The organism is Bordetella genomosp. 10, from assembly GCF_002261225.1.
Classification (GTDB): domain Bacteria; phylum Pseudomonadota; class Gammaproteobacteria; order Burkholderiales; family Burkholderiaceae_B; genus Bordetella_C.
Genome location: NZ_NEVM01000005.1, coordinates 226,227 through 251,937, shown reverse-complemented (window position 1 = coordinate 251,937; position 25,711 = coordinate 226,227). Strand labels below are relative to the sequence as shown.

Annotated in this window: 26 protein-coding genes; 9 read left to right on the top strand and 17 right to left on the bottom strand. The window is 68.8% G+C overall.

What is annotated here, in order from left to right; all coding sequences use genetic code 11:
* Positions 1 to 52: 52 nt before the first annotated feature.
* On the top strand, positions 53 to 883 hold the full coding sequence (locus CAL29_RS17335) for an ABC transporter permease (RefSeq protein ID WP_094856712.1): 831 nt from the start codon (positions 53 to 55) through the stop codon (positions 881 to 883).
* A gap of 46 nt (positions 884 to 929) precedes the next feature.
* On the opposite strand, the gene umoC is transcribed toward CAL29_RS17335, so the two are convergent.
* The 8 genes from umoC to CAL29_RS17295 all read right to left on the bottom strand — a co-directional run bounded on the left by umoC (position 930) and on the right by CAL29_RS17295 (position 9,150).
* Positions 930 to 1,409, bottom strand: a complete 480-nt coding sequence (gene umoC, locus CAL29_RS17330) for a lysozyme inhibitor LprI family protein (protein WP_094854330.1) — start codon at positions 1,407 to 1,409, stop codon at positions 930 to 932.
* Positions 1,410 to 1,681: 272 nt separating this feature from the next.
* Positions 1,682 to 2,383 carry an isochorismatase family protein gene (locus CAL29_RS17325; protein WP_179284089.1) on the bottom strand — a complete coding sequence of 234 codons (702 nt, stop codon included), beginning with the start codon at positions 2,381 to 2,383 and terminating at the stop codon, positions 1,682 to 1,684.
* A gap of 4 nt (positions 2,384 to 2,387) precedes the next feature.
* Positions 2,388 to 3,608, bottom strand: coding sequence for an FAD-dependent monooxygenase (locus CAL29_RS17320; RefSeq protein ID WP_179284088.1), 1,221 nt, complete (start codon positions 3,606 to 3,608; stop codon positions 2,388 to 2,390).
* An 8-nt stretch (positions 3,609 to 3,616) separates the two neighbouring features.
* On the bottom strand, positions 3,617 to 4,117 hold the full coding sequence (locus CAL29_RS17315; protein ID WP_256977540.1) for a (2Fe-2S)-binding protein: 501 nt from the start codon (positions 4,115 to 4,117) through the stop codon (positions 3,617 to 3,619).
* Positions 4,114 to 4,977, bottom strand: a complete 864-nt coding sequence (locus tag CAL29_RS17310) for an FAD binding domain-containing protein (RefSeq protein ID WP_094854328.1) — start codon at positions 4,975 to 4,977, stop codon at positions 4,114 to 4,116. The genes CAL29_RS17315 and CAL29_RS17310 overlap by 4 nt, the downstream gene beginning before the upstream one ends.
* Complete coding sequence (locus CAL29_RS17305; protein WP_094854327.1) at positions 4,977 to 5,801, bottom strand: CoxG family protein; 825 nt, start codon at positions 5,799 to 5,801, stop codon at positions 4,977 to 4,979. Before CAL29_RS17305 ends, CAL29_RS17310 begins: the two co-directional genes overlap by 1 nt.
* Positions 5,802 to 5,849: 48 nt before the next feature.
* Positions 5,850 to 8,162 (bottom strand): xanthine dehydrogenase family protein molybdopterin-binding subunit, encoded by a 2,313-nt coding sequence (locus tag CAL29_RS17300; protein WP_094854326.1) that lies wholly within the window; start codon positions 8,160 to 8,162, stop codon positions 5,850 to 5,852.
* 13 nt (positions 8,163 to 8,175) lie between these two features.
* Positions 8,176 to 9,150 (bottom strand): Bug family tripartite tricarboxylate transporter substrate binding protein, encoded by a 975-nt coding sequence (locus CAL29_RS17295; RefSeq protein ID WP_094854325.1) that lies wholly within the window; start codon positions 9,148 to 9,150, stop codon positions 8,176 to 8,178.
* A 152-nt stretch (positions 9,151 to 9,302) separates the two neighbouring features.
* Between CAL29_RS17295 and CAL29_RS17290 the strand changes: the two genes are divergently transcribed.
* On the top strand, positions 9,303 to 10,052 hold the full coding sequence (locus CAL29_RS17290; RefSeq protein ID WP_094854324.1) for an IclR family transcriptional regulator: 750 nt from the start codon (positions 9,303 to 9,305) through the stop codon (positions 10,050 to 10,052).
* Positions 10,053 to 10,106: 54 nt separating this feature from the next.
* On the opposite strand, the gene CAL29_RS17285 is transcribed toward CAL29_RS17290, so the two are convergent.
* The 3 genes from CAL29_RS17285 to CAL29_RS17275 form a co-directional block, all read right to left on the bottom strand.
* The gene (locus CAL29_RS17285; RefSeq protein ID WP_094854323.1) at positions 10,107 to 11,150 is read right to left on the bottom strand and encodes a leucyl aminopeptidase; all 1,044 of its coding nucleotides are present in this window, start codon (positions 11,148 to 11,150) and stop codon (positions 10,107 to 10,109) included.
* Positions 11,147 to 11,977 carry an alpha/beta fold hydrolase gene (locus tag CAL29_RS17280; protein ID WP_094854322.1) on the bottom strand — a complete coding sequence of 277 codons (831 nt, stop codon included), beginning with the start codon at positions 11,975 to 11,977 and terminating at the stop codon, positions 11,147 to 11,149. The genes CAL29_RS17285 and CAL29_RS17280 overlap by 4 nt, the downstream gene beginning before the upstream one ends.
* A 244-nt stretch (positions 11,978 to 12,221) precedes the next feature.
* Entirely contained in the window at positions 12,222 to 13,217 is a 996-nt protein-coding gene (locus tag CAL29_RS17275; protein WP_094854321.1) for an aldo/keto reductase, read from the bottom strand.
* Between the two features lie 117 nt (positions 13,218 to 13,334).
* On the opposite strand from CAL29_RS17275, the gene CAL29_RS17270 reads away from it, so the two are divergent.
* The gene (locus CAL29_RS17270) at positions 13,335 to 14,258 is read left to right on the top strand and encodes a LysR family transcriptional regulator (protein ID WP_094854320.1); all 924 of its coding nucleotides are present in this window, start codon (positions 13,335 to 13,337) and stop codon (positions 14,256 to 14,258) included.
* On the opposite strand, the gene CAL29_RS17265 is transcribed toward CAL29_RS17270, so the two are convergent.
* Positions 14,245 to 15,222, bottom strand: coding sequence for a tripartite tricarboxylate transporter substrate binding protein (locus CAL29_RS17265; RefSeq protein WP_094854319.1), 978 nt, complete (start codon positions 15,220 to 15,222; stop codon positions 14,245 to 14,247). The genes CAL29_RS17270 and CAL29_RS17265 overlap by 14 nt on opposite strands.
* A 111-nt stretch (positions 15,223 to 15,333) precedes the next feature.
* Positions 15,334 to 16,458, bottom strand: a complete 1,125-nt coding sequence (locus CAL29_RS17260) for a muconate/chloromuconate family cycloisomerase (RefSeq protein WP_094854318.1) — start codon at positions 16,456 to 16,458, stop codon at positions 15,334 to 15,336.
* Positions 16,459 to 16,558: 100 nt separating this feature from the next.
* Here CAL29_RS17260 and CAL29_RS17255 point away from each other — a divergent pair, with 100 nt between their 5' ends.
* Positions 16,559 to 17,461 carry a LysR family transcriptional regulator gene (locus tag CAL29_RS17255; protein WP_094854317.1) on the top strand — a complete coding sequence of 301 codons (903 nt, stop codon included), beginning with the start codon at positions 16,559 to 16,561 and terminating at the stop codon, positions 17,459 to 17,461.
* Positions 17,462 to 17,486: 25 nt separating this feature from the next.
* Here the strand turns inward: CAL29_RS17255 and CAL29_RS17250 are convergent, their stop codons facing one another.
* The 3 genes from CAL29_RS17250 to CAL29_RS17240 form a co-directional block, all read right to left on the bottom strand.
* Positions 17,487 to 18,170 (bottom strand): 2OG-Fe(II) oxygenase, encoded by a 684-nt coding sequence (locus tag CAL29_RS17250; protein WP_373559824.1) that lies wholly within the window; start codon positions 18,168 to 18,170, stop codon positions 17,487 to 17,489.
* Between the two features lie 261 nt (positions 18,171 to 18,431).
* Positions 18,432 to 18,848: an I78 family peptidase inhibitor gene (locus tag CAL29_RS17245; protein ID WP_094854315.1), complete on the bottom strand. Its 417-nt coding sequence runs from the start codon at positions 18,846 to 18,848 to the stop codon at positions 18,432 to 18,434.
* A gap of 163 nt (positions 18,849 to 19,011) precedes the next feature.
* Positions 19,012 to 20,520, bottom strand: a complete 1,509-nt coding sequence (locus tag CAL29_RS17240) for an MFS transporter (protein WP_256977537.1) — start codon at positions 20,518 to 20,520, stop codon at positions 19,012 to 19,014.
* Between the two features lie 220 nt (positions 20,521 to 20,740).
* On the opposite strand from CAL29_RS17240, the gene CAL29_RS17235 reads away from it, so the two are divergent.
* The 3 genes from CAL29_RS17235 to CAL29_RS17225 all read left to right on the top strand — a co-directional run bounded on the left by CAL29_RS17235 (position 20,741) and on the right by CAL29_RS17225 (position 23,971).
* Positions 20,741 to 21,640 (top strand): LysR family transcriptional regulator, encoded by a 900-nt coding sequence (locus CAL29_RS17235; RefSeq protein ID WP_179284087.1) that lies wholly within the window; start codon positions 20,741 to 20,743, stop codon positions 21,638 to 21,640.
* A 214-nt stretch (positions 21,641 to 21,854) separates the two neighbouring features.
* Positions 21,855 to 22,805 (top strand): alpha/beta hydrolase, encoded by a 951-nt coding sequence (locus CAL29_RS17230; RefSeq protein ID WP_094854312.1) that lies wholly within the window; start codon positions 21,855 to 21,857, stop codon positions 22,803 to 22,805.
* 185 nt (positions 22,806 to 22,990) lie between these two features.
* Positions 22,991 to 23,971: a tripartite tricarboxylate transporter substrate binding protein gene (locus tag CAL29_RS17225; protein ID WP_256977536.1), complete on the top strand. Its 981-nt coding sequence runs from the start codon at positions 22,991 to 22,993 to the stop codon at positions 23,969 to 23,971.
* Between the two features lie 17 nt (positions 23,972 to 23,988).
* Here CAL29_RS17225 and CAL29_RS17220 read toward each other — a convergent pair whose 3' ends face one another.
* A complete protein-coding gene (locus CAL29_RS17220; RefSeq protein WP_094854310.1) occupies positions 23,989 to 24,324 on the bottom strand; it encodes a thioredoxin family protein in 336 nt (111 codons plus the stop codon).
* Positions 24,325 to 24,487: 163 nt separating this feature from the next.
* Between CAL29_RS17220 and CAL29_RS17215 the strand changes: the two genes are divergently transcribed.
* Both CAL29_RS17215 and CAL29_RS17210 read left to right on the top strand, forming a co-directional pair.
* Positions 24,488 to 24,781, top strand: a complete 294-nt coding sequence (locus CAL29_RS17215; protein ID WP_094854309.1) for a hypothetical protein — start codon at positions 24,488 to 24,490, stop codon at positions 24,779 to 24,781.
* On the top strand, positions 24,778 to 25,671 hold the full coding sequence (locus CAL29_RS17210; protein WP_094854308.1) for a DUF72 domain-containing protein: 894 nt from the start codon (positions 24,778 to 24,780) through the stop codon (positions 25,669 to 25,671). The genes CAL29_RS17215 and CAL29_RS17210 overlap by 4 nt, the downstream gene beginning before the upstream one ends.
* Positions 25,672 to 25,711 lie beyond the last annotated feature (40 nt).

The following is a 25,711-nucleotide window of genomic DNA, read 5'->3' as shown; positions in this document are numbered from 1 at the left end:
CAATCCACCCGGCGCCGCGGCCAGCGGCGCGTCGGGATCCGCCGGGCACGAGATGCTGTCGGCCGCCGCGCTGAGCCGCGAGGAAGAAGCGGCGCGCGGCCGCATGCGGGCGCGCCATGCGCTGGTCGTCGGCCTGCGCATCCTGTTTCTGGTGGTGATCCTGGGAGGCTGGGAGATCGGCGCGCGCCGCGGCTGGATCGATCCCTTTTTCTATTCGCAGCCCTCGGCGATCTACGAGCAACTGGTCACCTGGTTCCGCGAGGGCACGGCCCAGGGTTCGCTGTGGCTGCAAGTGTGGATCACGTTGGAGGAAACCCTGCTGGGCTTTGTCATCGGCGCCGTCGGCGGCGTGATCTGCGGCATCGTCCTGGGCCGCAACCGGCTGCTGGCCGACGTCTTCAGCCTGTACATCAAGATCGCCAATTCCATTCCCCGCGTGGTGCTGGGCTCGATCTTCGTGATCGCGCTGGGCCTGGGCATGGCTTCCAAGGTGGCCCTGGCGGTGGTGATGGTGTTCTTCGTGGTGTTCGGCAACGCCTTCCAGGGCGTGCGCGAGGCCGACCGCTACATGATCGCCAACGCCAAGATCCTGGGCGCGTCGCCGCGGCAGATCACCACGTCGGTGGTCATACCCTCGGCCATGAGCTGGATTCTCGCCAGCCTGCACGTCAGCTTCGGCTTCGCGCTGGTGGGCGCCGTGGTGGGCGAGTTCCTGGGCGCCAAGCAGGGGATAGGCCTGCTGATCTCCTCCGCCCAGGGATCGTTCAACGCCAGCGGCGTGTTCGCCGCCATGATCGTGCTGGCGGTGGTGGCGCTGGCGGTGGACTACATCCTCACCACCTGCGAAACGCGCCTGTTGAAATGGCGTCCCCAGCAGTTCTGACCGGCGCGCGCGGCCGGCGGTCCTGACGCGACCGCCGCCGCCCGCTTCAACCGGATGCCAGGACGCCGGTCCGCCAGCGCGTCAGCTTGACGATGCAGGCCGCTTCCATATCGCCCGCGCCGCTGCCGCCCATGGCCGCGGCGCCTTGCCGCTTGCACTCGGCCTCGCGGAACTTGAGGAAGGCTTTCTGGGCTTCCTTCAGCGTCGACACCGCCTTGGGCGTGCCGGCGGAATGAATCTCGCGCAGGTTTTTCTCGACTTCCGCATAGGCGTCGCGCATCTGCCTGTCGGCGGTGTGCCGCGCGTCGTTGAGACAACGGGCGAGGGCGGTGCGGGGCTGGTCGCCCACCGTGTTCTCGCATTCATTGAGCGGATCGGGAATCACCGGCCCGGGGCCGGTGACGACCATGCCGCCGGCGCGCGCCGGCACGGTTTCCGCGATGGAGGCGGCGGCGATGAGGGCCGCCAGCGCCGCGCTGCCGATCAGCAGCCAGACGGGGCTTGGGGAGGGGAAGCGGTAGGCCATGGTACTCCTGCTCGGTGTGGGGGCGCGGGAGGGAGTGGGCGCCCCGACATTGTAAGTAGAGACGGCCGGAACGGCGTTCCGCGGGCGCGCGTCGAGCAGGGAATCAAAAGCTTTTTTACGTTGATGCGGGTTTTATGAGGGGACAGCGAGGGTTTCCCCAGAGAAAACCCGCTTTCTCCTTTATCGCTTTCTCCTTTATCGCCGTCTCCTTCGTTTCCTCGGCCACGCTTGCCATGGCCCGGCCCCCTCGAACCCGGGGGCCGCCTTGCCCCTCAACGGCAAGTCCCCAGCAGATCCACCAGTTCCTCCGTCGGCATGACGTCCGCGTATTTGCTCGCCATGTCGAACAGGTTCACCGCATGCGAAACCTGGGACCGGTCATAGACGGCGTCCTGCGGAACGACCACCTTGTAGTTCAGCGCGCATGCGTCGACGACCGTGGCTCTCACGCATCCGCTGGTGGTGCAGCCCGTCACCACCACGGTGTCGACGCCCAGGCCGATCAGATAGCTGGCCAGCGCGGTGCCATGGAAGGCGCTGGCCTGGTGCTTGGGAATCTGGATGTCGCCCTGCCGCGGCCGCACCTCCTTGACGAACTCGTAGTCGGGAGCCGACACGTCCATGACGCCCGGGACCTTGGCTTCGAATTGGCCGCGGTCATGCGATCGCTTGAAGGCGACGTAGGGGTACAGGACCGGCGCGCCCATGTCCCGGAATGCTTGCAGCAAGCGCGCGATGTGCGGCACGGCGCGCCAGCCGTATTCGCCGCAGCTCGTGGGCATGGCCTCGATGGCCTGCTCGATGGGCATCGCTTCGTAGCCCATCGACCGGTATTGCACGTCGATGACCAGCAAGGCCGGACGGCGGCCTATGCCGGTCGGCGCGCCCCAGCCCGCGCGCCGGTATATGTCGAGCTCCCGCTCGGGAATGATGCCGTCCCAGGGGCGGGCGCGTTTTTCCACTACCTCGGTCATGATGTCAGATCTCCACCGTCGTCGCGTCGTATTGCAGCAGCCAGTCGTAGCGCTCGCGGACGGCCTGCGCCGACCAGTGCGTGTCGATGTACGGCCATGCGGTCTCGGGCCGGGCCAATGCCGGGCTGTGGAAGATGCGGAACATCTTCAGCGATTCGGCCTTGGTGCGGTTCGCGCGTTCGATGCGCGCGCGGTCGTAGCGCCGCAGCGCCGCCGCGATGTCGTCCGGACCCTGTTCCAGGCAGCGGGCGAGCACGAAGGCGTCCTCCATCGTCATGTTGACGCCCATGCCGAGATAGGGCGTCATGGAATGGCAGGCGTCGCCCACCAGGGTCACCTGGCCCTGGGACCATGCTTGAAGCGGATCGCGGACGAACAATCCCCAGCGGAAGAGGTTTTCCGATCCGACGAACAGGTCGACGATGTCGGAATGCCAGCCCTCGAAATCCTTGAGCGCGTCGGCCAGGTCTCCTTTCTCCGACCACGATTCGGTGTGCCACGTGTCGCTGTCGACCTGCGCCGAGAAACTGACAAACATCTCGCCGTTCTTCTGCACGGGATAGGTCGTGACGTGGGCGGTGGGGCCGACCCAGGTCGACGCCAGCGCTTCCCGATGCTGCGGCTTGAGCTTGCCCATGGGGGTGAGGCCGCGCCAGGCCAGGGCGCCGGTGTAGCGGGCCGGCGCGGGACCGAACATCGACTGGCGCACGCGGGAGTGCGCGCCGTCGCAGCCGACGACGACGTCGCCATCCACATGGCCGCCGTCGCCGAGCAGCAGGCGGGCGCGGCCGCCAACCGTTTCGGCGCCGGCCGAGCGCACGCCGAAGTGCACCGCGTCCGGCTTGATCGCCACGACGGCTTCATACAGCACGCGCTGCAATTCCGAGCGCAGCACCTGGATCAGCGTGTGGTCGGCCTTCGACGGGTTGCCGTCGCGGTTGTAGACGGATCTACCCTCGCCGGTCTTCCAGTAGCGGATCAGCCTGTCCTGCGGCGGCAGGTTGATCTCCTCCAGCCTTTCCTTCAGGCCCAGGGCGGCCATGACCTTCGCGCCGTTGGCCGAGATCCACAGGCCTGCGCCGACCTCGCGAAGCTCGGGGGACTGTTCGTAGACGTCGACGTCGAAGCCCTTTTTCAAAAGGGCCAGCGCCAGGGTCAACCCTCCCATCCCGGCGCCGGCGATGATCGCGTGCGTGCGTGGCGGGGTATTGCTGGAGTCGGACATGGGTTCTCCTATCGGTAATGGGAAGGGTTGTGGACGAGATCCATGATGGCTTCGAGGATCTTCACGTAGCCGGTGCATCTGCAGATGTTGCCGCGCAGGTAATGGCGGACCGTTTCCTCGGAGGGCCGCTCATGGCGCGCCAGCATTGCCTTGACGGCGAGGATCATGCCGGGCGTGCAAAACCCGCATTGCAGGGCGCCGTGCGCGATGAACGCGCGCTGGAGGGGATCCAGCCGCTTGCCTTGCGCCAGGCCCTCGATGGTGGTGACCTCGCGTTCGTGCGCGTCGGCGCAGAGGGTCGTGCAACTGGAGGTGGGATTGCCGTCCACCAGCACCGTGCAGGCGCCGCAGACCTGCACGTCGCAAGACCGCTTGGTGCCCTTCAGTTGCAGCCGGTCGCGCAGTACGTCGATCAGCATTTCACAGGGCTCGATGTCCAGCGACGCGGCCTGGCCGTTGACCTTGAAGTCCACGCGCATCATGGGAAATTCGGTATCGGTCCGGGTCATGGCAGGCAGGCCTTCAGGGCGCGTTCGGCAAGAACGGAAACGAGATGGCGCTTGTAGTCGGCGCCGCCATGGAGGTCGTCGTGGGCGTCGATGTCCTCCGCGTCCGCGGCGACCGCGGGCCGCAGGCGCTTCCATACGGCCTCGGCGGAAAGATCGTCGGCGAGCGCGGCGGCGGCCTCCTCGGCGCGCGCCAGCCGGGTCGGACAGGCGGAAATCGCGCCGGCCCACAGGCTCAGCCGTTGCGGGTTGTCCGTCGACCAGGCCGCGGCGACGCCGACGGCCGGCCTTTCCGTGTGCCCGAAGGCCCGGTAGGCGGACCGCGTGCCCGCCGACTGCGGCGCGATTTCTATCGCCGTCAGCAATTCGTCGTCGCCGCGCGCGGTGGCGAATTCACCCAGGTGGAAATCCCGGCAGGGCAGCTCGCGGTCCCCGCTCGGGCCAGCCAGGACGACCCAGGCGTCCAGCGCGCACAGCATGGTCGGCGCGTCCGCGTGCGGCTCGGCGAAACAGAGTACGCCGCCCAGCGTGCCGGCCATCCGGACCCGGATGTTCGCCACGTTTTCGCTGAGCTCGGCGTATCCCGGCAGCGACGCACGGACGATGGGATCGTTGGCGATGCTGTCGTGCGTGGTCAGCGAACCGATCGATATGGCGCCGTCGTCCTTCACGCGCACGCCCTTCAGGCCCGGGATCTGCTTGATGTCGATCACGTGCTCGTATCGCAGGACGTGCGCCTTCAGGGCGACCAGCAGTTCGGTCCCGCCCGCGTGGAAGGTCGCGGCGTCGCCGTGCTCCGCCTTGAGCGCGATGGCCTCGGCCAGATCGCGCGGCCGGTGCAGGAAGAATTTCTTGGCGCGCATCAGTCGGCCCGCTTTCCCAGGCTGGCCGCGACGCCCAGCAGCGGGGCGGCCAGCCACCACCAGGGCGACTGGCCCAAGGCCACCGCGCCATGGGCGACGCCGACGGCCACGGCGACGTTGATGCCCAGCCTGGGCCACAGGAAGACGAGTTCGATTTCGCGGCCGCGGCGGGATCCGGCCGCCGGTGCAAGGCGCGGCGGTGGCGATTGTCGCGGCGCTTGCCGTGGCGCTTCGGCTTGCCTTGGTTGGGGTTGTTGCGCGGCCGCGGCCGGCGTGGGCGCCAGCGGTTCGGCGGCGGCCGGCCTTGCCGCGCCGGCCGTCTCCCGGCCGCTGCCGGGCGCCGGTTCGGCGGGCCGGACCCCGTTCACGTTGTCCAGCTCCGCCCGCAGCCGCTCCTCGAATTCGGCGAAGAGTTGTTCGGACCGTTTCCGCACGATGGGATAGCCGAGGGAGGCGAGGCGGCCGGCCACTTGCATGCTGGCGCTGACGTCGAGCTTGCACAGCACCTCGTCGCCGTCGCGCTGTTCCTCGAGGTTGACCTCCATGCCGACGTCGATCGAGGTGCCGGTCGCCTTGTCGCTGCCCGCGGCCTTCAGGCGGACCTGCCGCTCGGTCTCGTAGGACTCGACGTCGATGCGGGTGGGAACGTCCAGCTTGAACGGTCCGATCTTCTGCCGCATGACCGCCGAGAACACCTTGAGTTTCTCCACCTCCTCGACGTTCTCGCAGCCGGGTATGAGCGTGGCGACCCGCTTCACGTCGAAGAAGATCGCCCACAGTTGCGAAGCCGTCGCGGGCAGTAGCGCATCGATTCTGAAGTCCATGGCGTTCGTATCAGCGTCCGTATTATTCGTCGGTGTTATTCGTGGGAGTTATTCGTCGGTGGTTTTTTCTTCGATGGATTCCTTTTCTTTCAGCGCCCGCCACACGCGTTCCGGCGTCAGCGGCAATTCCTTCAACCGGATGCCCCATCCCTGGAACAGCGCATTGGCGACCGCCGGCGCCACGGGCAGGATCGCCCCTTCGCCGCCGCCGCGCGCGCCGAAGGGACCGGGCCCGTCGCCGCTTTCGATCAAGGTGGTCCCCACCTGCTCCGGGACTTCCTCCATCGTCGGAACCTTGTAGTCGAACAGCGTGCCGTTGACGACCTGGCCGTCCGTGTAGACGTACTCCTCGGACAGCGTGTGGCCGAGCCCCATCACCATGGCGCCTTCGTCCTGTCCTTCCGCCGCCTTCGGATTCACGACGTACCCCAGGTCGGCGGCGCCGCTCGCCCGCAATACCCGGATGGCGCCCGTGCCTTCGTCCAGGGCGATCTCGAACGCGCCGGCGCCCGTTTCCCAGAACAGCGGCTGCAGCTTGAAGCCGCCATCCCGGGTGTTCGGGTTGACGCGTCCCACGCCCAGGAACTCGCCCGCGGCCATGCCGTTGAAGCGGCGCAGCAGCTCCATCAGCGCGATGGCGCCTTCCGGCCCTTCGACGGCGCCTTCGACCAGGCGGTAGTCGCCGGCGCCGCCGCCCAGCACCTCGGCGGCGATCTCGCCCACCTGCCGCACGATGTCCTCGCAGGCCATCTGCACGGCCAGGCCGATGATGACGGTGGAACGGCTGGCGCCCGTCCCCCAGTCATAGGGCGCCTGCAGGGTGTCGGGCTGCGCCACGGCGATCATTTTCAAGGGCTGGTTCAGCGTTCTGGCGGCGACGATGCGCAGCACGCCGCGGCTGCCCTGGCCGATTTCCACCGTGTTGGCGGAAACGTTGACCGACCCGTCCGCGCGCAGGCGGACGATGGCGCCGCCGATGGGCATGATGCCGGGGTCCGTCGCTCCCACGGCCACCCCCATCCCCCGGCGCCCCGCGTGCCGCGGTTGCGGCAGGCGTTCGAGCGTGTCGACGGCGGCGCGCAGCGACCGCCGCATGTCGACGTCGAGCGGCCGGAGGTCGTGCTTCAGCGTCTGGCCTTTCTCCGCCATGTTGAGCATCCTGAACGCGACCGGGTCATGCCCCAGGGCGTCGGCCATGATGTCCATCTGCGATTCGGTGGCCCACACGGCCTGCGGCCCGCCGATGGACCGGAACGCCGCGCCCGGCACCGTGTTCGTATAGACGCCGACCGCCTCCAGCCGCAGGTTGGGGATGTGGTAGGGCCCGATGGCCCGGATCGCGGCCTTCACGGCGATGGCCGGGCCGGTGTCCGCGTAGGCGCCGCCGTTGACCACCGCGCGGACCGCCTTCGCGACGATCCTGCCGTTGGCGTCCACCGCGGTCTTCAGCGTGACTTCCGCATCCAGGCGCCGGCAGGTGAGCATCGATTCGGAAATGGTCAGGCAGACGCGGACAGGCGCGCGCGCCTTCCAGGACAGCGCCGCCACCAGCGGATCGATCTTCACCGATGCCTTGCCGCCGAACCCGCCGCCGACGTAGGGCGAGTGCACCCGCACGCAGGCCAGCGGGAGGCCCAGGATTTCCGAGCAGACGCGCTGGATCGCGGTGGGCGTCTGGCCGCCGCTCCACAGCTCCAGCGAATGCGGTTGCCAGTGCGCGATGCAGACGTGCGGCTCCATGGCGTAGTGAAAGACCATGGGGAAGGTGAAGGTGTCCTCGAACGTGCGCGCGCCGCTCCGGAAGACGGCGTCCACGTCGCCGCTTTCGTAGGACCACTGCTGGAACTGGTTGGTGCCCGCGACCGGCGTGCAATGCCCCCTGAAGTAATAATCCTTCAGCACCTCCATGTCCTCGTGGATCAGCGCCGCGCCCGGCGCCAGGGCTTCGCGCGCGGTCGTCGCGTGCGGCAGCGTCTCGTAGGTCACGGCGATGGCGTCGACCGCTTCCTCCGCGGCCGCCTCGTCGACCGCGGCCACCGCCGCGACGGGGTCGCCGACGTAGCGCACTTTTTCCAGCGCGATGACCGGGCGGTCGCGCAGCGACAGCCCCCAGCGGATCTCGGCGCCGGGCAGGTCCTTGAGGTCGTCGCCGGTGAGGATGGCCACCACGCCCGGGACGGCGAGGGCCGCGCTCACGTCCAGCTTCGCGATGCGCGCATGCGGCACCGTGCTGCGCAGGATCTTCCCGTGCAGCATGCCCGGCACCGCGATGTCGCTGGCATAGAGCGCCGTGCCCGTGACCTTTTCAAGATAGTCCGCGCGCGGCTCGGCGCCGAGGGAAAACGGAGGCGTGGAATGCATGGCGGTCCCGCTCTCAGTCTTCCAGCGAAATCTTCGAGCGCGCGATCACGTCCTTCCACAGCGCGGTCTCGGCCGCCTGCCGCTTCACCACTTCCTGGGGCGTGCTGGACGCGGCTTCGACGCCGACCGCGCCCAGGCGTTCCTTCACTTCCTTCGACGCCATCGTCCTGGCGATCTGCGGCACCACCTTGTCCAGGACGTTTTGCGGAACGCCCTTGGGCGCGTACAGCGCGAACCACGTGACGGCCTCGAAACCCGGCAGGATGGTTTCCGCCAGGGTGGGGACGTTCGGCAAGGCTTCGGACCGTTTCGCCGTCGTGACGGCAAGCGCCTTCAGCTTGCCCGACTTGATGTACGACAGGACGGCGGGGCCCTGTTCGATCGCCATGGTCACGCGCCCCGCGATCAGGTCCACCACCATGGGCGAGCTTCCCTTGTATTGCACGGGGAAGAGATCGACGCCGGCGCGCTGCTTGAAAAGCTCCATGAACACGTGCTGCGAGGTGCCGGCGCCGGCGGAGCCGTAGCCGTACTTGCCGGGGTGCTGCTTCAGGAAGGCCACCAGTTCCTGGATGGTGTCGACCGGCAGGGTCGCCGGCACCACCACGTAGGAAGGATTGAAGCCGAGGATGGAGATGGGTTCGATCCGTTGATAGACGGCGTCCATGCGTTTGCTGAGCAGGGGCAGCACGGAGAACATGGACGACGCGCCGATGAGCATGGTGTAGCCGTCGGGCGCCGCGCGGGACACATAGTCCGCGCCGATGATGCCCGAGGCGCCGGCCCGGTTGTCGACGATGACGGACTGGCCCAGCGCGTCCAGGCCGGCGGCGACGGAGCGCGCGTACAGGTCGGTCGCCCCGCCGGGAGGATAGGGCGCGACGATCGTGATGGGCCGGCTCGGGAATGTTTCCGCGTGGGCGGCGCCGGCCATGAAAAGTCCACAGGCCAGCATCGCAAGGCGCTTTTTCCAACTGTCGTTAAGCATGGTCGGTACCCCTTGGAAAGTTATCGGAACAACGAGGAACAACGCGGCGAGACACTGGCGTGCTATGGAGCACGTTCTGTCTAGAAGAACCTTATTCTGCAGAACGGTACGCTACAATGTCAACTAGGACATGCACTAGATCGAGCCAATAAATGTCGGAAGAAGCGGAAAGCGACACGAAGGCGGGTGGCGTTGCGGCGGTGGAGCGGGCGATCGCGATACTGAACGCCTTCCGCGCGGGCGACAGTTCCCTGTCGCTCAACGAGATCGCGCGAAGAACCAGGATGTACAAGAGCACCATCCTCCGGCTCTTGTCTTCATTGGTGCAGGAGCACTGCATCGTGCGCCTGGACGACGGGACCTATCAGCTCGGTTCGATGCTCCTGCACTGGGGCGGCCTTTACCAGTCGGCCTTGCGCCTGGACGACCACGTGCCGCCGATTCTTCGCCGGCTGGTGCAGGAGACGGAAGAGGGCGCTTCGTTTTTCACGCGCGAAGGCAACCATCGGGTCTGCCTCTTCCGCGTCGATTCGCCGCGCTCGATCCGCGACCATATCCGGACCGGGGACCTGGTGCCGCTCGACAAGGGCGCGGCCGGCCGGGTGCTGACCGCGTTCGACCAGACGATAACGCCCGCGTCCCGGGCGCCGGAGCAGCCCTACATCATTACGGTCGGGGAGCGCGAGCCGGACATCGCCGCCATCGCCGCGCCGGTCTTCGGCCCGCAGAAGAACCTGCGCGGCGCGGTGGCGCTTTCCGGGCCGGCGGCGCGGTTTTCCGCCGAGCTGCTGCCGTCGATGTCGGCGCGCCTGTTGGTGGCGGCCGCCGACCTCTCGCGCCGCCTGGGCGGCGATACCTCGGCGTTCGATCGCTGGCACGAGAAGACCCGCTCGGCGGCATGACGCCGAAGGGGCGGCCAGGCGGCGCGGCGAGTCGTGCGGGGCTCCGTGCGGGGCTCAGGCGTGCCGGTGCACGCGCATTTCTGGATGGACCACTTCGCCGTGCTCCAGGATCTGCGTGCCGTCCAGCCAGAGGCTGCATCGGCGCATGGGCAGGTCCAGGTGGCACGCCGTGTCGTTGTCTCCGCCCACCTCCAGGTTGGGGCCCAGGGAAAAAAGCACGTTGCCGTAGAACGACAGGGCATTCATCACGTGCTCGGCCGGCAGTTGGCGGGAAACCGAGAACTGGTACCACCGCGCCTTTTCGTTGAGCCCCCATCCTATGTGGGAAATGGCATAGGCCCTGTCGTCATCGAAGCTCTTGATGTAGCTGTCGATGAGATGCGCGTCGACGCCGCTGCCGGCAATGTCGACGACATTCCCATCCTTGATTTTCAAGGTCACCGGCGATTCGACATACTTCTTGAAGGCGCAGAGAATGTCGCCCGGCTGCAATACGACGGTGCCGTTGACGCCGCCGTCGTTGCCCTGCGTGAAGGAAAAGCCGGAAGGAAAGTGGTCCCAGCGGCCGGGCTCATGGGTGTAGCCGTATTCCGAGATCACGGGATACTGGCCCAGCCGGTACGTGACGTCGGTGCCGGCCTCGGACGTGAAGCGCAATTCACTGGCCTTTTCCAGCAAGCCCTTGGCGTATTCGACGCGGCGCTTCAGGTCCTCCGTGGGGAACATCTGCTTCAGCACGTGGAAAGGCTCCATCACGCGCAGGATGCGGACGCCGGCGGCCTGGATCTCCGCCTGTTCGCGCGAGAACAGCAGGCCCACCATGTCGATGACCATATCCGCCGACTTCAGCGTGCGCATGGCGAGTTCGTTGCCGACCAGGGGATGGCGTCCCTGCACGCCGACGGCATTCTGCTGGCCGCGGCGCACGTTCAGGTTGAAGGACGCCGCCCCCAGGCCCTGGGCCGCCGCCATGAAGGCCGCGGCGTTCTCCTGCCATTCGTCGTCGGCGGTCAAGACGACGATGGTTTCGCCGGGCTTGACGCCGCATAGCGCCAGTTCCTTCGTGAACAGGTCCAGTATTTCGGCGTCGACTTTCAATTGGGCGTCCTCGCTAGGGTCTGGCGATGTCGGGCAAGGATGGCGCCCAACGCGGGTTTGAATGCCGCGAAATTCTCGGCCTGCATCTGGTGGCCGGCATCGGGCAGGCGCGTGACGGACAGATCGTCGCGCAGGCGGCGCATCTCCGCGACGTCGGCGTCCGCGACGACGCCGCCCATGCCCGCGCAGAGCAGGGAAAGCGGCGCGCGCGCGAGCGCGAGGTCGGCGAAGATGTCTTCGCCATGAAAGTCGTCATAGGCCACGTGCACCGCGCGTTCGTCGCAGGTGGACAGCCACTCGGCGCGCAGTTGTTGCAGTTCGTCCGGCCACGGCGCGGCGCCGCTTTGCCGCATCGCTTCCAGCGCTTCGCCTCGCTGGGCCGCCCGCAGCAGTCCCAGGGTTCTCGCCTTGGGCACCGGGTAGGCCCTGCGGCCCGGACCGCTGGTGGGGGGATCGACCAGGACGAGCGCGCCGAATGCGTCCGGCGCCAGCGCGGCCGCGCGCAGCGCGATGCGGCCGCCCATGGAATGGCCCACCACGATGGGCTTTTCCATCCGCGCCGCTTCGACGAAGGCGATCGCGTCCCGGGCGCAGGCGCCGACGCCGTAGTCCAGGTGCGGACCGGCCTCGGACAGTCCGCGGCCCCGCACGTCCAGGACGTAGCACTCGTGGTCGTCCGAGAGCCATTCCCCGACGTGGCGCCACAGGATGGCCGGACTGACGATGCCCGGGATAATGAGCACGGCGGGACCGGGGCCGGCCCAATGCAGATAATGCTGGCGGATGCCATTGGCGCGCAGATGCGCGCCTTTGCCTCGATCGTTCACATCGTTTCCTTGGCGTGGGCAGCGGACTCCCGGGCGAGCTGGCGCGATGTCGCCCCATGGATGCCGCCATTTCGGGCGGACGACGCATGAGGGTGCGTCCAGCAGAACGATATTCTACAGATCAGAACGGGAAAGACCATCCTAGGGCTTTCCCGATCCAGGCGCGTCCGCCGGCGCGAAGGCGCCGAACCCTGGAAAGGGTTCGGCGCTGCGGCGGTATCCCGCGCCGGCCCTTCGCCGGACCTTACCTCTGCGCCATGGCCGCCAAGGCCGCCGGATAGCGGCTGCCGGAGATGTTCGCCGGCGCGAAAGTCTCGGCCAGCCGGGCGAGGTCGGCGGCGTCGAGCCGGACTTCCGTCGCGGCGACGTTCTGTTCCAGGTGCGGGATGCGCTTGGCGCCCGGGATGGGAACGATGTCCTGGCCTTGGGCCAGCACCCAGGCCAGGGCGACCTGCGCGGCGCTGACCCCCTTGGCCGCCGCCATGTCCTCGATGACCTTCACCAGCTTGCGATTGGCTTCCGCGTGCTCGGGCTGGAAGCGGGGCAGGCCGCGGCGGAAGTCGCCCTCGGACAGGTCCGCGACCGGCGCCAGCTTCCCCGTCAGGAAACCGCGGCCCAAGGGGCTGAACGGAACGAACGCGATGCCCAGGTCCCGGCACGCGGCCAGCACGCCGTTGTTCTCCACGTCGCGGGTCCAGAGCGAATATTCGCTTTGCAGCGCGGCGATGGGGTGCACCGCGTGGGCGCGACGCAGCGTCTCGGCCGATACCTCGGACAGGCCCAGGGCCCGCACCTTGCCTTCCTCGACCAGCCTGGCCATCGCGCCCACCGTTTCCTCGATGGGCACCGCGGGGTCGACGCGGTGCAGGTAATACAGGTCGATCGCGTCGGTCTGCAGCCGCCGCAGGGAAGCCTCGGCCACCGCGCGCGCGTTGGCCGGACTGCCGTCCGTGCCCTTGATGGCGGAGGAGTCCATCCGGTCCGGGTGGAAGGTGAAGCCGAACTTGGTCGCGATCACCACCTGGTCGCGCTTGCCCTTGAACGCCTTGCCCAGCAGGGTTTCATTGTGCAGGGGACCGTAGGCTTCGGCGGTGTCGAAGAAATTCACGCCCAGGTCCAGCGCCCGGGCCAGGGTCGCCAGGGACGCCGATTCGTCCTGCGCGCCGTAGGCATGGCTCAGCCCCATGCAGCCCAGGCCGATGGCGGAGACCTGGAATTGTGCGAGTTTGCGGTGTTGCATCGTCTTGCTCCTCGAAGTGCGCGGCAAAGACAACATGGTAAGAACTTACGATTGATTCGATAATCCGGGTAATTGAGATTGCCTTGATCTAATAGATAGAACAATGGGGAAAGAACGATGAACCGGACGCAGATCACCCAGCTCATGGTGTTCGCCGGCGTGGCGGAACTGGGCAGCTTCCGCCGCGCGGCCGAACGCTTCGGCATCGCGCCGTCGGCCGTGAGCCATGCCGTCTCGACGCTGGAGCAAAGCCTGGGCGTGCGCCTGCTGGCGCGCACGACCCGTTCGACGCGGCCCACCGAGGAAGGCGCCCGCCTGCTGGCCCGGGTCGCCGGGCCTTTCGCCGATATCGCCGCGGGGCTGTGCGAGGCGGCGGAGGAGGGCCACGCGCCGTCCGGCCCCTTGCGCGTCACCATGGCGCTGGCGGTGGTGGAAGACCTGATCGTACGGCGCCTGCCGGAATTCTGCGCCCGTTATCCCGGGATCGAACTCGACATCCGCGCGGACGACAGTTTCGAGGACATCGTCAAGAGCGGCTGCGACGCGGGCGTGCGGCTGGGCGAGAGCCTGGAGGCCGACATGATCGCGGTGCGCGCCAGCGGTCCCCGGCGCAGCCTCATCGTCGGCACGCCGGCGTATTTCGCCAGGCATCCGGCGCCGCGCGAGCCCGCCGACCTGGCCGGCCACAACTGCATCCGGCGGCGTTTCAGCAGCGGCCGGGTCTATCGCTGGGAATTGCAGAAGGACGGCAAGGCCCTCAACGTGGAGGTGCAAGGCAACCTTATCTTGCCGCAGCAGGCCCTGATGCGGCAGGCCGCGCTGGACGGCCTGGGGCTGGCTTTCCTGTTCGAGCAGCTCATCGCCGACGACTTGAAGGCGGGGCGCCTGGTCGCCGTGATGCAGGATTGGTGCCCGTCGTTCGACGGCTTCTACATCTACTATCCTTCGCGCAGGCAGATGCGTCCGGCGCTGCGCGCCTTCATCGAGTTCTTCCAGGCCGACGTCCCGCCTTACCGCGCCGCCGGTCCTACTGGATCTTGATGCCCCGTTCCTTCACCAGCACGGCCCATTGCGCGGTTTCCTTGGCCAGGTGCGCGCGCAGTTCTTCCGGGCTGCTGCCGACCGGCTCGGCGCCGATGGAGTCCAGCGTGTCCTTGACCTTGGGATCGGCCATCGCCTCGCGCATCGACGCATTGAGCTTCTGCACGATTTCCGGCGGCGTGCCCGCAGGCGCGAAGGCGCCGAACCACGGCAGCAACTCGTAGCCGGGCAGGCCGGCCTCGGCCACCGTCGGCACGTCGGGCAGCGCCGCGGAGCGCTTGGACGTGGTGACCGCCAGCGCACGCAGCTTGCCGGCCATGATGTGCGGCTTGGCCGAGGTGATGCTGTCGAACATATAGTCGACCTGGCCGCCCAGCAGATCGGCCATGGCGGGGCCGCTGCCCTTGTAGGGGACGTGCAGCATGTCGACGTGCGCCATCGAGGCGAACAGTTCGCCCGCCAGGTGGATGGAGGTGCCCACGCCGGCCGAGGCGTAGGTGTAGCGGCCCGGCTTGGCCTTGGCTTGCGCGATGACCTCGGCCACGCTGTGCACGTCGTTGCGCTGCGGATTGGTCACCAGCACGTTGGGCACGATGGCCAGCAGGGAAATCGGCGCGAAGTCCTTCTGCGGGTCGTAGTTCATGTCGTGGTACAGCGCCGGATTCACCGCCATGCCGTTGGCCGCGATCATGATGGTGTAGCCGTCGGGCGCCGAGCGCGCCACCGTCGACGCGCCGATGTTGCCGCCCGCGCCGGGGCGGTTTTCGACGATGAACGAGGTGCCCAGCTTGCGGCCCATGGACTCGGCCAGGGTGCGCGCGATGGCGTCCATGGCGCCGCCCGGCGGGAAGGGGACCACCCACTTGACCGGGCGTTCGGGATAGCCCGCGGCGTGGGCGCCGGCCGCGCCCAGGAGGAAGCCGGCGGCCAGCATGGCGCGCGCGAGGACTCGGGTAATACGCATGGAAGTCTCCAGTGTCTTTGTTTTTTGTGCCGGACGACGGCGCCCGGGGATTCGATAAAGCGGGGGGTGATCGGCGGGAAGCGGCGGGCCTGTCTTTCCGCCTGCTTCGCCTTATTCCTTTCTGCGGTAGAACGCCAGCTTGTCCTCGTCCAGCGTCAGTCCCAGGCCCGGTCCCGCCGGCACGTGCATCGAGAAATTCTCATAGCGCGGCGGGTTGGCGACGATGTCGTCCTTCAGCAGCAGGGGCCCGAAGAGCTCGGTGCCCCAGGCCATGGTGGGCAGCGCGCGAAAGCCATGCGCGGAGGCCACCGATCCGATGGAGCCTTCCAGCATGGTGCCGCCGTACAGGGCCATGCCGGCCGCGTCGCCGACGGCGGCGCAGCGCATGACGCCGTGCAGGCCGCCCGACTTGGCGATCTTCAGGGCCAGCACGTCGGCCGCGCCCAGGCGGGCCAGCTCCAGCGCGTCCTCGGGCGTGGCGACGGCTTCGTCGGCCATGATGGGGACGACGAAGCGCGCGGCCAGGCGCGCCATGCCGGCGCGGTTCTCGCGGGCGATGGGCTGTTCGATCAGGTCCACGCCGGCCGCTTCCAGGCGCGCGATGGCGCCGGCCGCGTCGGCTTCGTTCCAGGCCTGGTTCACGTCCACCGTGACGCGCGCGCGCTCGCCCAGCGCGGTCTTGATGCGCGCGACGTGGCGCACGTCGTCGGCGATGGCGCGGCGGCCCACTTTCAGCTTGAAGGTGTCGTGCCGGCCGGCGGCCAGCAGCGATTCCGCCTCGTCGATATCGCGCGCCGTATCGCCGCTGGCCAGCGTCCACAGCACCGGCAGGGCGTCGCGCACCGCGCCGCCCAGCAGGGCCGACACCGGCACGCCCAGGCGCTTGCCCTGGGCGTCGAGCAGGGCGGTCTCCAGCGCGGACTTGGCGCAGCGGTTGCCGCGCGCGACCTTGTCCAGGCGGCGCATGGCGGCGTTGACGTTGCCGGCGTCCTGGCCGACCAGGGCCGGGGCCAGATAGGCGTCGATGGCCAGCTTCATGCCTTCCGGGCTTTCCTCGCCGTAGGCCAGGCCGCCGATGGTCGTGGCCTCGCCCAGGCCTTCGATGCCGTCGCTGGCGCGCAGGCGCACGATGACCAGGGTCTGCTTCTGCATGACGGTCATGGCCAGTTGATGGGCGCGGATGGTGGGCAGATCGACCAGGAGGGTCTCGATCGACGCGATGTGGGGAGTGGACATACCTGAAACGAGGGTAATGGCGAATAGGCGCAGTATTGCCCTGGAAAAGAGAGGCGTCCAAGACTATATTGGTTGGCAGTCATACTTTTGAGGTATAGGGATGGAGCTCAGGCACCTGCGCTATTTCCAGGCGCTGGCGCGCGAGGGCAGTTTCACGCGGGCCGCCGCCGCCCTGCACATCGCCCAGCCGCCGCTGTCGCGCCAGATCCGCCAACTGGAAGAGGAGCTGGGCGTGTGCCTGGTCGAGCGTGGCGCGCGCGGGCTGAAGCTGACCGAGGCGGGGCGTTTCTTCTACGAGCAATCGCTGCAACTGAACGCGCGGTTGGAGGAAATCGTCGTCGGCACGCGGCGCCTGGGCGCGCACGCCGTGCGTTGGTTCGGCATCGGTTTCGTGCCGTCCACGCTGTCCGGCTTCGTGCCAGAACTGATACGCCATCTGCGCCAGGCCGACGCGCGGGTCGACGTGGGCCTGAGCGAAATGACCACGCTGCCGCAGATCGAGGCCTTGAAGAGCGGCCGCATCGACCTGGGCATCGGCCGCATTCCCTTCGACGACCCGGCCATCGAGCGCCGCGTCTTGATGGACGAGCCGCTGGTGGCCGTGCTGCCGCCCGCGCATCCCCTGGCCGCGCGCAAGCGGCTGACGGTGGCCGAGCTGGCGGCCCAGCCTTTCGTGCTCTATCCCGCGCGGCCGCGGCCCAACTACGGCGATCACGTGATGGGCCTGTTCCGCGCCGCCGGCCGCCAGCCCGTGGTCGTGCAGGAAGCCAACGAGCTGCAAACGGCGCTGGGCCTGGTTTCCGCCGGCCTGGGCGTGACGGTCGTGCCGGCCAGCGTGCAGCGTTCGCTGCGCGCGGACCTGCGCAGCCTTCCCATCGCCGCGGGGACGGTGGCTTTCACCTCGCCGGTGATCCTGAGCTGGCGGCGCGGCGACGCCTCGCCCTTCCTGGCCCAGGCCATCGCCGCGGCGGAACGTCTGGCGCGCGGCGGCATGGCGCCGTGAGCTGAGGCCTCGCCCGTCCGGGCCTTCAGGCGGCGTCGTGGAAAATGATGCCCAGCGTATGCCGCCGTCCCGCCCGCAGCCGGCTGACGCCGTGGCGAAGCTTCACGCGGTAGTCGCCGCGCGCGCCTGGCATGGGGCGTTCGTTGACGGCGAACACCACCGCGTCGCCCTGGCGCAGGTCGACGACTTCCACGCGGGACTGCTGGCGCGGCCGCTGTTCGGTCAGCACGAACTCGCCGCCTTCGAAATCGCGGCCCGGTTCGGACAGCAGTATCGCCACCTGCAAGGGAAAGACGTGCTCGCCGTAGAGATCCTGGTGCAGGCAGTTGTAGTCGCCGACGTCGTAGCGCAGGATCAGCGGCGTCGGCCGGGTCTGGCCCGCGGCATGGCAGGCGCGCAGGAAATCGGCGTGGGCGGCCGGGTAGCGCAGGTCGGTGCCCAGGCGGGCGCTCCAGGCATTGGCGATCCGCGCCAGACGTGGATAGAGCGCGTGGCGCAGCGCCGCCACCAGGTCCGGCAGCGGATAGGCGAAGTACTGGTATTCCCCGCGCCCGAACCCGTGCCGCTGCATGACGATGCGGCTGCGATAGCGCGGCTGGCCGGGCGCGCCGCCGTCGTCGTAGGCGGCGCTCAGCGCATCGCAGTCCGCGCGCGGCAGCAGGCCGTCGACGATCGCGCAGCCGCGCGCGTCGAGCTCGCGCGCCAGCATCGCGTCATCCAGGCGGGCCAGACGTTCGGCGACGGGGGCGGGGAGGGAAGGCGGAGGGAGAGACATGGGGGCGGACGGTTGGAGAAACATAGTTCTCCATTGTGCGCCGCGCCCACTCGCGTGGCGCTCCGGTTATTGCGGCCGCTGGCCGGTCGCCGGCTTGCCTCCCGGCCATGAAGCAAGGCAGGCCGACGCGTCCCGGGCGCGCGCAGGCACGGGCCGCGCGGGGCGCGGCGCCCGAGACTCGTCGAAGGGGAAGGATCAGCCGCAGCGCAGGGCGGTCAGCGCGTTGTTCTTGTCGGTGATCAGGTTGATGCGGGTAGGGTCGTATTCCATGGTCATGACCTGGCCGGGCTTGAGCACCCGCACCTTGGCCGAATTCGATCCCGTGCGCGCCTGTTCCGTCGTTTCGTTGGTGAGCGTCTTGCCGATCAGGTTCTGCACCGGCTGGGCGTCGCAATTGGCGGCCGCGCCGCCGGTGGCGGAGCCGCCATAGCTGCCGCCGCTGTAGGCGCTGCCGCTCCCATAGCTGCCGCTGTCGGGCGCGGCGCTGCCGCCACTCGGGCTACTGGGGCTACTGGCGCTGGAGGCCGACCCGCTGGTCGACGCGATATTGTCGTTGTGGGCGCAGGCGGTGAGCCCGACGAGAAGGAAAACGGCGGCGAACTTCCAGTTCATGCATACCTCGGCTTGCGTAGACAACACGAAACTCGATCATAGACCAAGGTCCGCTTCCCGGGGCTCCGGGGCGTACAAGTCGTCGCAACTTGACAATAACGCCCATAAGGACGCTACCCCTGGAAGCTACCCCTTGCCTGGCCCGAGGCCATGCCCCGCCTTGCTATTCCGCGCCCAGCGGGGTGGCGATCTCCTCCAGGGGCTTGCGCTCCGCATCCACCCCGTGGCGCAAGGCCAGCAAGCCCGCGCCGATGACCAGCACGGCGGCGGCCAGGTAGCCGGCCGCCAGGTCCGCCCGGCTGCCGCTTTCGATCAGGTGGCCGAACAGGGCCGGCCCGATCACCCCGCCGACGCCCGTGCCCACGGCATAGAAAATCGAGATCGCCAGCGCGCGCGTTTCCAGCGGAAAGACCTCGCTGACGGTCAGGTAGGCCGAGCTGGCGGCCGCCGAGGCCAGGAAGAACACCGCCGACCAGCACAGCGCCAGGCCATCGGCGCCCAGCCAGCCGCGCACGAACACCCAGGCGGTGATCGCCAGCGCCACGCCCGAACAGGCGTAGGTCGCCGCGATCATGCGCCGCCGTCCCACCCGGTCGAACAGGGGGCCCAGCACCAGCGGGCCCAGCACGTTGCCCAGCGCGAAGGGAAACACGTACAGCGCCACCCTTTCCTCGGACACGCCCATATAGCGGGTCAAGGCCAGCGCGTAGGTGAAGAAGATGGCGTTGTAGAAGAAGGCCTGCGACACCATCAGCGCCAGCGCCACCGCGCTGCGGCGGCGATACCGCTGCAGCAGGACGCGCGCGACCTCGCGCAGGCCGCCGCCGGCGCGGCGGCGGAAGGTGATGCTGCCTTGCGCCGGCGGCAGCTCGCCATGCTGGGCCCGGACGCGCGCCTCGATGGCGTCGATGATGCGGTGGGCTTCCTCGCCGCGGCCATGCGAAAGCAGCCAGCGCGGGCTTTCCGGCACGTCGCGCCTGACCAGCAGGATGGCCAGGGCGAGCACCGCGCCCAGGCCGAAGCCCGCGCGCCAGCCCAGTTCGGGGCCCAGGACGCGGGGATCCAGCAGCAGCAGGCTGAGGCCGGCGCCCAGCGCGGCGCCCAGCCAGAAACTGCCGTTGATGGCCAGGTTGACGCGGCCGCGCACGCGGGCCGGGATCAGCTCGTCGATGGCGGAATTGATGGCGGCGTACTCGCCGCCGATGCCCAGGCCGGTGGCGAAACGGCAGACGGCGAAAAAGAGGAAATCCGGTGAAAACGCCGTCGCCAGCGTCGCCGCCATATAGATGGCCAGCGTCATCATGAACAGCGTCTTGCGGCCCAGCCGGTCGGCCAGCCGCCCGAACCCCAGGGCGCCCACCACCGCGCCGGCGATATACAGCGAGCCGGCCCAGCCGACCTGGGTGGCCGACAGCGCCAGCGTGTCGGCGCGTTCCAGCACGCCGCCGATGGAGCCGACCAGCGTCACTTCCAGGCCGTCCAGCACCCAGGCCACGCCCAGCGCGATGGTGACGCGCCAATGCCAGCCCGACCAGGGCAGGCGGTCGAGGCGGGCGGGGATATCGCTGGTGATGCTGCCCGGCGCCGGGCCGGTGCCTGTCTCGCCGGACGCGGGGGCCGGCGGGGGATGGCCGGCGGGAGAGGGACGATCCATGGGGGAAGTAGGGGACATCGCTCCGTTTTCCTCGGTTTCGGTCCACGGCCCGGGGCCGCGGGATGCCGCCGCGCCGCAAGTCTTGGGCCCGTTCCGCCAGGCAGGCCCCGCACGGGCGTTACCCAGTCCCCGGTCTATATAGGCGTGCCGCGCCCAGGGGGCCTCATCCTCCCTGGGCGCGCCGCCGCGCCGGCGCTGCGCTAATATGGCCGCGAAACCGGGCCTGAGCGTGGACCCTATGCTCGATTTGAACGAATTCCTGACGTTTTCGGCCATCGCCGACACCAAGAGTTTTTCCCGGGCGGCGGAGAAACTGGGCATCTCCAAGGCGCTGGCGAGCAAGCACGTGGCCGACCTGGAGCAGTCGCTGGGCGTCAGGCTGTTGCACCGCACGACCCGCAAGCTCGGGCTGACCCCGGCCGGCGAGCTGTTTCACGAGCGCTGCCGCCAGTTGATCGCCCACGCGGAGGACGCCCGCCACGAGATCGAGCAATTCCGCAGCGCGCCCGGCGGCCGCATCCGCATCAGTTCCGCCATGGCGTTCGGGCGGCGCCATCTGCTGCCGGTTGTCGCGCGTTTCCTGGCGCGCTATCCCGAGGTGTCGATCGACGTCGACCTGAGCCAGCAGTTTCCCGACCTCGTCACCGGCGGCGCCGACGTCGTCATCCGCCAGGCCGACGAACCGGTGCTGCTCTCGCTGGTCGCCCGGCGGCTGGCGCCGATGCGCATGGTGGCCTGCGCCAGCCCGGCCTACCTGGCGCGCCATCCCGCGCCGCGCACGCCGGCGGACCTGGCGGCGCACAATTGCCTGGTCTATTTCGCCGACGCGCGCGGGGAATGGCGCTTCCAGGGGCCCGAGGGCGAGTGCGCGGTCAAGCCGAAGGGGAATTTCAGGGCCAACAGCGCCGACGCCGTGGTGGAGGCCGCGCTGGCAGACCTGGGCATCGCGGTAGCGCCGACCTTCGCGGCCGGCGAGGCCTTGCGCGACGGCAGGCTGCGGCGCGTGCTGCCGGACTATCGCCTGCCGGAGCGCACGCTCTACGCCGCCTACCTGCCCAACCCGACCATGGCGCACTGCACCAAGCTGTTCGTCGACTTCCTGGTGGCGCAATTCGGCGATCGCCCGTATTGGGATTGAACGGCATCCGGGCTGAACGGCGTCGGGATCGAATGCCGCCCGGGCCGGCGCGCGATCGCCGCGCAACCTCTCCCGGCCTGCCCGGTGCCTATTTCCCGGCGCCCATTTATTTGCCGGCCCGTGCGTGAACAGTCTGTTCATCGATCGGCATTGAATCGCCGCCGCCGGGCGCTCAACATCGCAAGCTCCCACGCAGACGGCAGGAGGCCGATTCATGTCACCAGCAGCACCCGCGCGCGACACCCTGGGCGGCACCGGCGCCGTCACCTGGCATGGCGGCGAGGAACATTGGACCCGGCGCGACGACGTCGACCTGTTTCTCTGGCACAAACCCGCCGCCGCCGGCGTGCCGCACGCCGGCACGATCTTCTTCGTGCATGGATCCTCCATGGCGTCGCAGCCGACGTTCGATCTCAGCGTGCCCGGCCGGCCCGATTCCTCGGCCATGGACTGGTTCGCCGCGCGCGGCTTCGACACCTGGTGCATGGACAACGAAGGCTATGGCCGCTCCAGCAAGCACCGGCCGATCAACGCCGACATCGCCAACGGCGCGCTCGACCTGGCCGCCGGCAGCGCCTACGTCCTGGCGCGGGCGAAGGACCCGCGCCTGCTGATGTACGGGATTTCCTCCGGCGCGCTGAAGGCGGCGCTGTTCGCGCAGCAGCATCCGGAACGCGTCGCGCGCCTGGCGCTCGATGCCTTCGTCTGGACCGGGGAGGGCAGCCCCACGCTGGCGCAGCGCAAGCAGCGCCTGCCCGATTTCATCGCCAACAATCGCCGGCCCATCGACCGCGCCTTCGTGCAGAGCATCTTTTCGCGCGACCATCCCGGCTGCGCCGACGAGGCCACCGTGTCCGCCTTCGCCGACGCCATCCTGTCGCTGGACAACTCCATGCCCACCGGCACCTACGTCGACATGTGCTCGAAACTGCCGCTGGTCGATCCGGAGAAAATCGACCTGCCAGTCATCGTCATGCGCGGTGAATACGACGGCATCGCCTCGTTCGAGGACCTGGCGGCCTTCTTCGCCCGGCTGCCCAATGCTTTCAAGCAATTCACAGTCATGCAGGGCATCTCGCACGCCAGTTTCCAGCAGAAGAACTACCACATGGTCTACCACATCCTGCATGCGTTCTATACGCAGCCGGACCCGGTCTATCGCTGAGGCCGGGAGCAGGGCGAAAGCAAGCAGGGAGTAGCGACCCAAGGGGCGAGCCCGGACCACCGGGCCGCGCCCGGGCACCGACACGGGCGTCCGGGCAAGAAAACGAGGAGACGATGATGCGACATTGCCTTGCAGGCGCGCTTGCGCGCGCCGTCCGCCGGTGGCGGGCCTGTACCGGACGCGCCGTGTGCGCCCTTGCCGTCCTCGCGGTCTGCGGAGCGTTGCCGGCGGGCCCCGCCCGCGCCCAGGGAGCCGCGCAATCCGGTCCCTATCCCAGCGCACCCATCCGCCTGATCGTGCCGTTCGCGCCGGGCGGCTTCACCGACGTGGTGGCGCGCCTGCTGGGCGAGAAACTGGGCGCCGCGCTGGGCCAGCCGGTGGTGGTCGAGAACCGCGTGGGCGCCGGGTCGACGATAGGCACGGACTACGTCGCCAAATCGCCGCCCGACGGCTACACGCTGGCGCTGGTGTCCACCACCCACGTCATCGCGCCCTGGCTGTACAAGAAACTGCCCTACGATCCCATCAAGAGCTTCGCGCCCATCACGAAGCTGGTGGACAGCCCCTACGTGCTGGTGACCAATCCGCAAAAGGTGCCGGCCAGGAGCGTCGGCGAGTTGATCGCGCTGGCCAAGGCCAGGCCGGGGCGGCTGGACTATGCATCCTCCGGCAACGGCAGTAGCCAGCACCTGGCCGCGGCGCTGTTCGCCAGCATGGCGGACGTGCAGTTGATGCACGTCCCGTACCGCGGCAGCGGCCAGGCGCTGGCGGACATCATGAGCGGCCAGGTTGCCATGGGCTTCCTGGGCGTCACCGCCGCCTTGCCGCAGATACGCGCCGGACGCCTGCGCGCGCTGGCGGTCACCACCACGCAACGCTCGCCGGACCTGCCCGACGTGCCGACCCTGGACGAAGCGGGCGTGAAGGGCTACGAGGCCACCATCTGGCTGGGCCTGTTGGCGCCCGCGGGCACGCCGCCGGCGGTGATCGAGCGCCTGCACGACGCCACCGGCCAGGTCATGCAGGCCGAGGATGCGCGCAAGGCGCTGGCCACCGCGGGCCTGACCCTCAGCCTGGATACCTCGCGGCAGTTCGGGCAACTGCTGGAAAGCGAATCCGCGAAATGGGGCAGGGTGGTGAAGCAGACGGGCGCGACGGTGAACTGACCGGCGCGGCGGGCTTGCTACGGCAGGGTGGCCGGGTAGCTGTCCAGCGCCAGGGCGATCTGGCGGCGGATGTCCCACATTTGCAGCGAGGCCTGCACCGCGCCGTAGAAGACGCCGTCGCGCACCACGAACATGGCCGGCAGGTGGAAGACCTCGTAGCGCTGCACCAGGCCGCCGTTGTCGCCGGCGTCTATCCAGCACAGGCGCTGGACCTGGAGGTCCATCCTGGGCAATTGCTCGCGCGCCAGCTTGCAGTTGGCGCAGGTGCGGCTATGAAAGACCACCAGCGACAAGCCGGGCGCGTCCAGCAGAAAGCGATCGGCGGTGCCGTCGTTGAGTTCGATTTCGTCCATCCGGCGGGTATCCTTGCCTGCGCCGGGAAGGGGGCGCAGAGACAGGCCCGCATGTTAGCGCGGGCGGGCCGCGCCGGCCACGGCCGGCCCGTTCCCGGCGGCGGCCCTGGCGGGCATGTTTCCTGCTGAGCAGTACGGACCTGAACCGCGTCGCGTGAGATACATGCAATCCGACAGCTTCTTTACGTCCCTGGGCAATACCCTCGGCGAGGTCATCCGGTCCATCGTCAGCGCCCTGAAGTATGTCCTGGGCGGCTTCGGCCACGCCATCGGCGAGTTTTCCGCCGGCCTGGCCCGGGCCTTGGGCATGAACCCGACCCTGTTCAATTTCGCCTTGCTCATACTCGGGCTGCTGTTGCTGTGGGCGGCGATCGGCGCCCTGGTCAGGCGATCGCTGCTCGGCTTCATCTTCTGGATCGTCCTGGCGGTCCTGGTCCTGGGGGCCTTGATCGAATGACTCGAACGACGACGTCCGGCGCGAAGAAAACCTCCAAGGCAGGCCCGGCCGCCGATAAGGCAGGCGCCGGCGACGGCATACGCGTCGGCATAGGCGGCTGGAGCTACGCGCCGTGGCGAGGCGTCTTTTACCCCGCCGGCGTGCCGCAGAGCCGCGAGCTCGAATACGCCAGCGCCCACGTCACCGCCATCGAAATCAACAGCACGTATTACGGCACGCAGAAAGCCAGCTCGTTCGCGCGCTGGCGCGATGCGACGCCGGACGGATTCGTCTTCACCTTGAAGGCGTCCCGCTACGCCACGCACCGCCGCGTGTTGGCCGAGGGCGCGGAGTCGATCCGCCGTTTCCTCGAAAGCGGCATCACCGAACTCGGCGCGAAACTGGGGCCCATCCTGTGGCAATTCGCGCCGGGCAAGACGTTCGACGCCGAGGACCTGGCGGGCTTTCTCGACCTGCTGCCGGCCCGGCAGGACGGCGTGCGGCTGCGCCATGCCCTGGAGGTCCGCCACGGCAGCTTCGACGATCCCGCCTATCTGGCGCTGGCGCGCAAGCACAAGGTGGCCACGGTCTACACGGACAACCCGGCCTTTCCCTCGCTGCCCGACCTGACGGCGGATTTCGTCTACGCCCGCCTCATGTGCGCCAACGAGCGTTTGCGCGCCGGCTATCCCCCGCGCGAACTGGACGCCTGGGCGGAGCGCGCCCGCGCGTGGGCGGCGGGCGGCGTGCCGGAAAAGCTGCCCGGCGTGGAGATGGCGCGCGCGCCGGCCGCGGCATCGGGCGCGCACGGCGCCGGGCGGCGCGACGTCTATCTCTATTTCATCAACGGCGCCAAGGAAAAAGCGCCCGCCGCGGCCATGGCCCTGCTCGAACGCCTGCGGGCCAGGTAAGACCGCCGGCGCGTGGCCTGGGTAGCTTGGTACCATAGGG

Excerpts from the sequence above, each read along its gene's own strand:
- CAL29_RS17335 (WP_094856712.1), top strand. The coding sequence starts at position 53 with ATGCTGTCGGCCGCCGCGCTGAGCCGCGAGGAAGAAGCGGCGCGCGGC.
- CAL29_RS17250 (WP_373559824.1), bottom strand. The coding sequence starts at position 18,170 with ATGCTGGCGCGCGAGCTCGACGCGCGCGGCTGCGCGATCGTCGACGGC.
- CAL29_RS17320 (WP_179284088.1), bottom strand. The coding sequence starts at position 3,608 with ATGTCCGACTCCAGCAATACCCCGCCACGCACGCACGCGATCATCGCC.
- CAL29_RS17270 (WP_094854320.1), top strand. The coding sequence starts at position 13,335 with ATGAACCGGACGCAGATCACCCAGCTCATGGTGTTCGCCGGCGTGGCG.
- CAL29_RS17240 (WP_256977537.1), bottom strand. The coding sequence starts at position 20,520 with ATGTCCCCTACTTCCCCCATGGATCGTCCCTCTCCCGCCGGCCATCCC.
- CAL29_RS17310 (WP_094854328.1), bottom strand. The coding sequence starts at position 4,977 with ATGCGCGCCAAGAAATTCTTCCTGCACCGGCCGCGCGATCTGGCCGAG.
- CAL29_RS17245 (WP_094854315.1), bottom strand. The coding sequence starts at position 18,848 with ATGAACTGGAAGTTCGCCGCCGTTTTCCTTCTCGTCGGGCTCACCGCC.
- CAL29_RS17255 (WP_094854317.1), top strand. The coding sequence starts at position 16,559 with ATGGAGCTCAGGCACCTGCGCTATTTCCAGGCGCTGGCGCGCGAGGGC.
- CAL29_RS17315 (WP_256977540.1), bottom strand. The coding sequence starts at position 4,117 with ATGACCCGGACCGATACCGAATTTCCCATGATGCGCGTGGACTTCAAG.
- umoC (WP_094854330.1), bottom strand. The coding sequence starts at position 1,409 with ATGGCCTACCGCTTCCCCTCCCCAAGCCCCGTCTGGCTGCTGATCGGC.
- CAL29_RS17265 (WP_094854319.1), bottom strand. The coding sequence starts at position 15,222 with ATGCGTATTACCCGAGTCCTCGCGCGCGCCATGCTGGCCGCCGGCTTC.
- CAL29_RS17220 (WP_094854310.1), bottom strand. The coding sequence starts at position 24,324 with ATGGACGAAATCGAACTCAACGACGGCACCGCCGATCGCTTTCTGCTG.
- CAL29_RS17215 (WP_094854309.1), top strand. The coding sequence starts at position 24,488 with ATGCAATCCGACAGCTTCTTTACGTCCCTGGGCAATACCCTCGGCGAG.
- CAL29_RS17235 (WP_179284087.1), top strand. The coding sequence starts at position 20,741 with ATGCTCGATTTGAACGAATTCCTGACGTTTTCGGCCATCGCCGACACC.
- CAL29_RS17230 (WP_094854312.1), top strand. The coding sequence starts at position 21,855 with ATGTCACCAGCAGCACCCGCGCGCGACACCCTGGGCGGCACCGGCGCC.
- CAL29_RS17210 (WP_094854308.1), top strand. The coding sequence starts at position 24,778 with ATGACTCGAACGACGACGTCCGGCGCGAAGAAAACCTCCAAGGCAGGC.
- CAL29_RS17325 (WP_179284089.1), bottom strand. The coding sequence starts at position 2,383 with ATGACCGAGGTAGTGGAAAAACGCGCCCGCCCCTGGGACGGCATCATT.
- CAL29_RS17295 (WP_094854325.1), bottom strand. The coding sequence starts at position 9,150 with ATGCTTAACGACAGTTGGAAAAAGCGCCTTGCGATGCTGGCCTGTGGA.
- CAL29_RS17300 (WP_094854326.1), bottom strand. The coding sequence starts at position 8,162 with ATGCATTCCACGCCTCCGTTTTCCCTCGGCGCCGAGCCGCGCGCGGAC.
- CAL29_RS17275 (WP_094854321.1), bottom strand. The coding sequence starts at position 13,217 with ATGCAACACCGCAAACTCGCACAATTCCAGGTCTCCGCCATCGGCCTG.
- CAL29_RS17260 (WP_094854318.1), bottom strand. The coding sequence starts at position 16,458 with ATGTCCACTCCCCACATCGCGTCGATCGAGACCCTCCTGGTCGATCTG.
- CAL29_RS17305 (WP_094854327.1), bottom strand. The coding sequence starts at position 5,801 with ATGGACTTCAGAATCGATGCGCTACTGCCCGCGACGGCTTCGCAACTG.
- CAL29_RS17290 (WP_094854324.1), top strand. The coding sequence starts at position 9,303 with ATGTCGGAAGAAGCGGAAAGCGACACGAAGGCGGGTGGCGTTGCGGCG.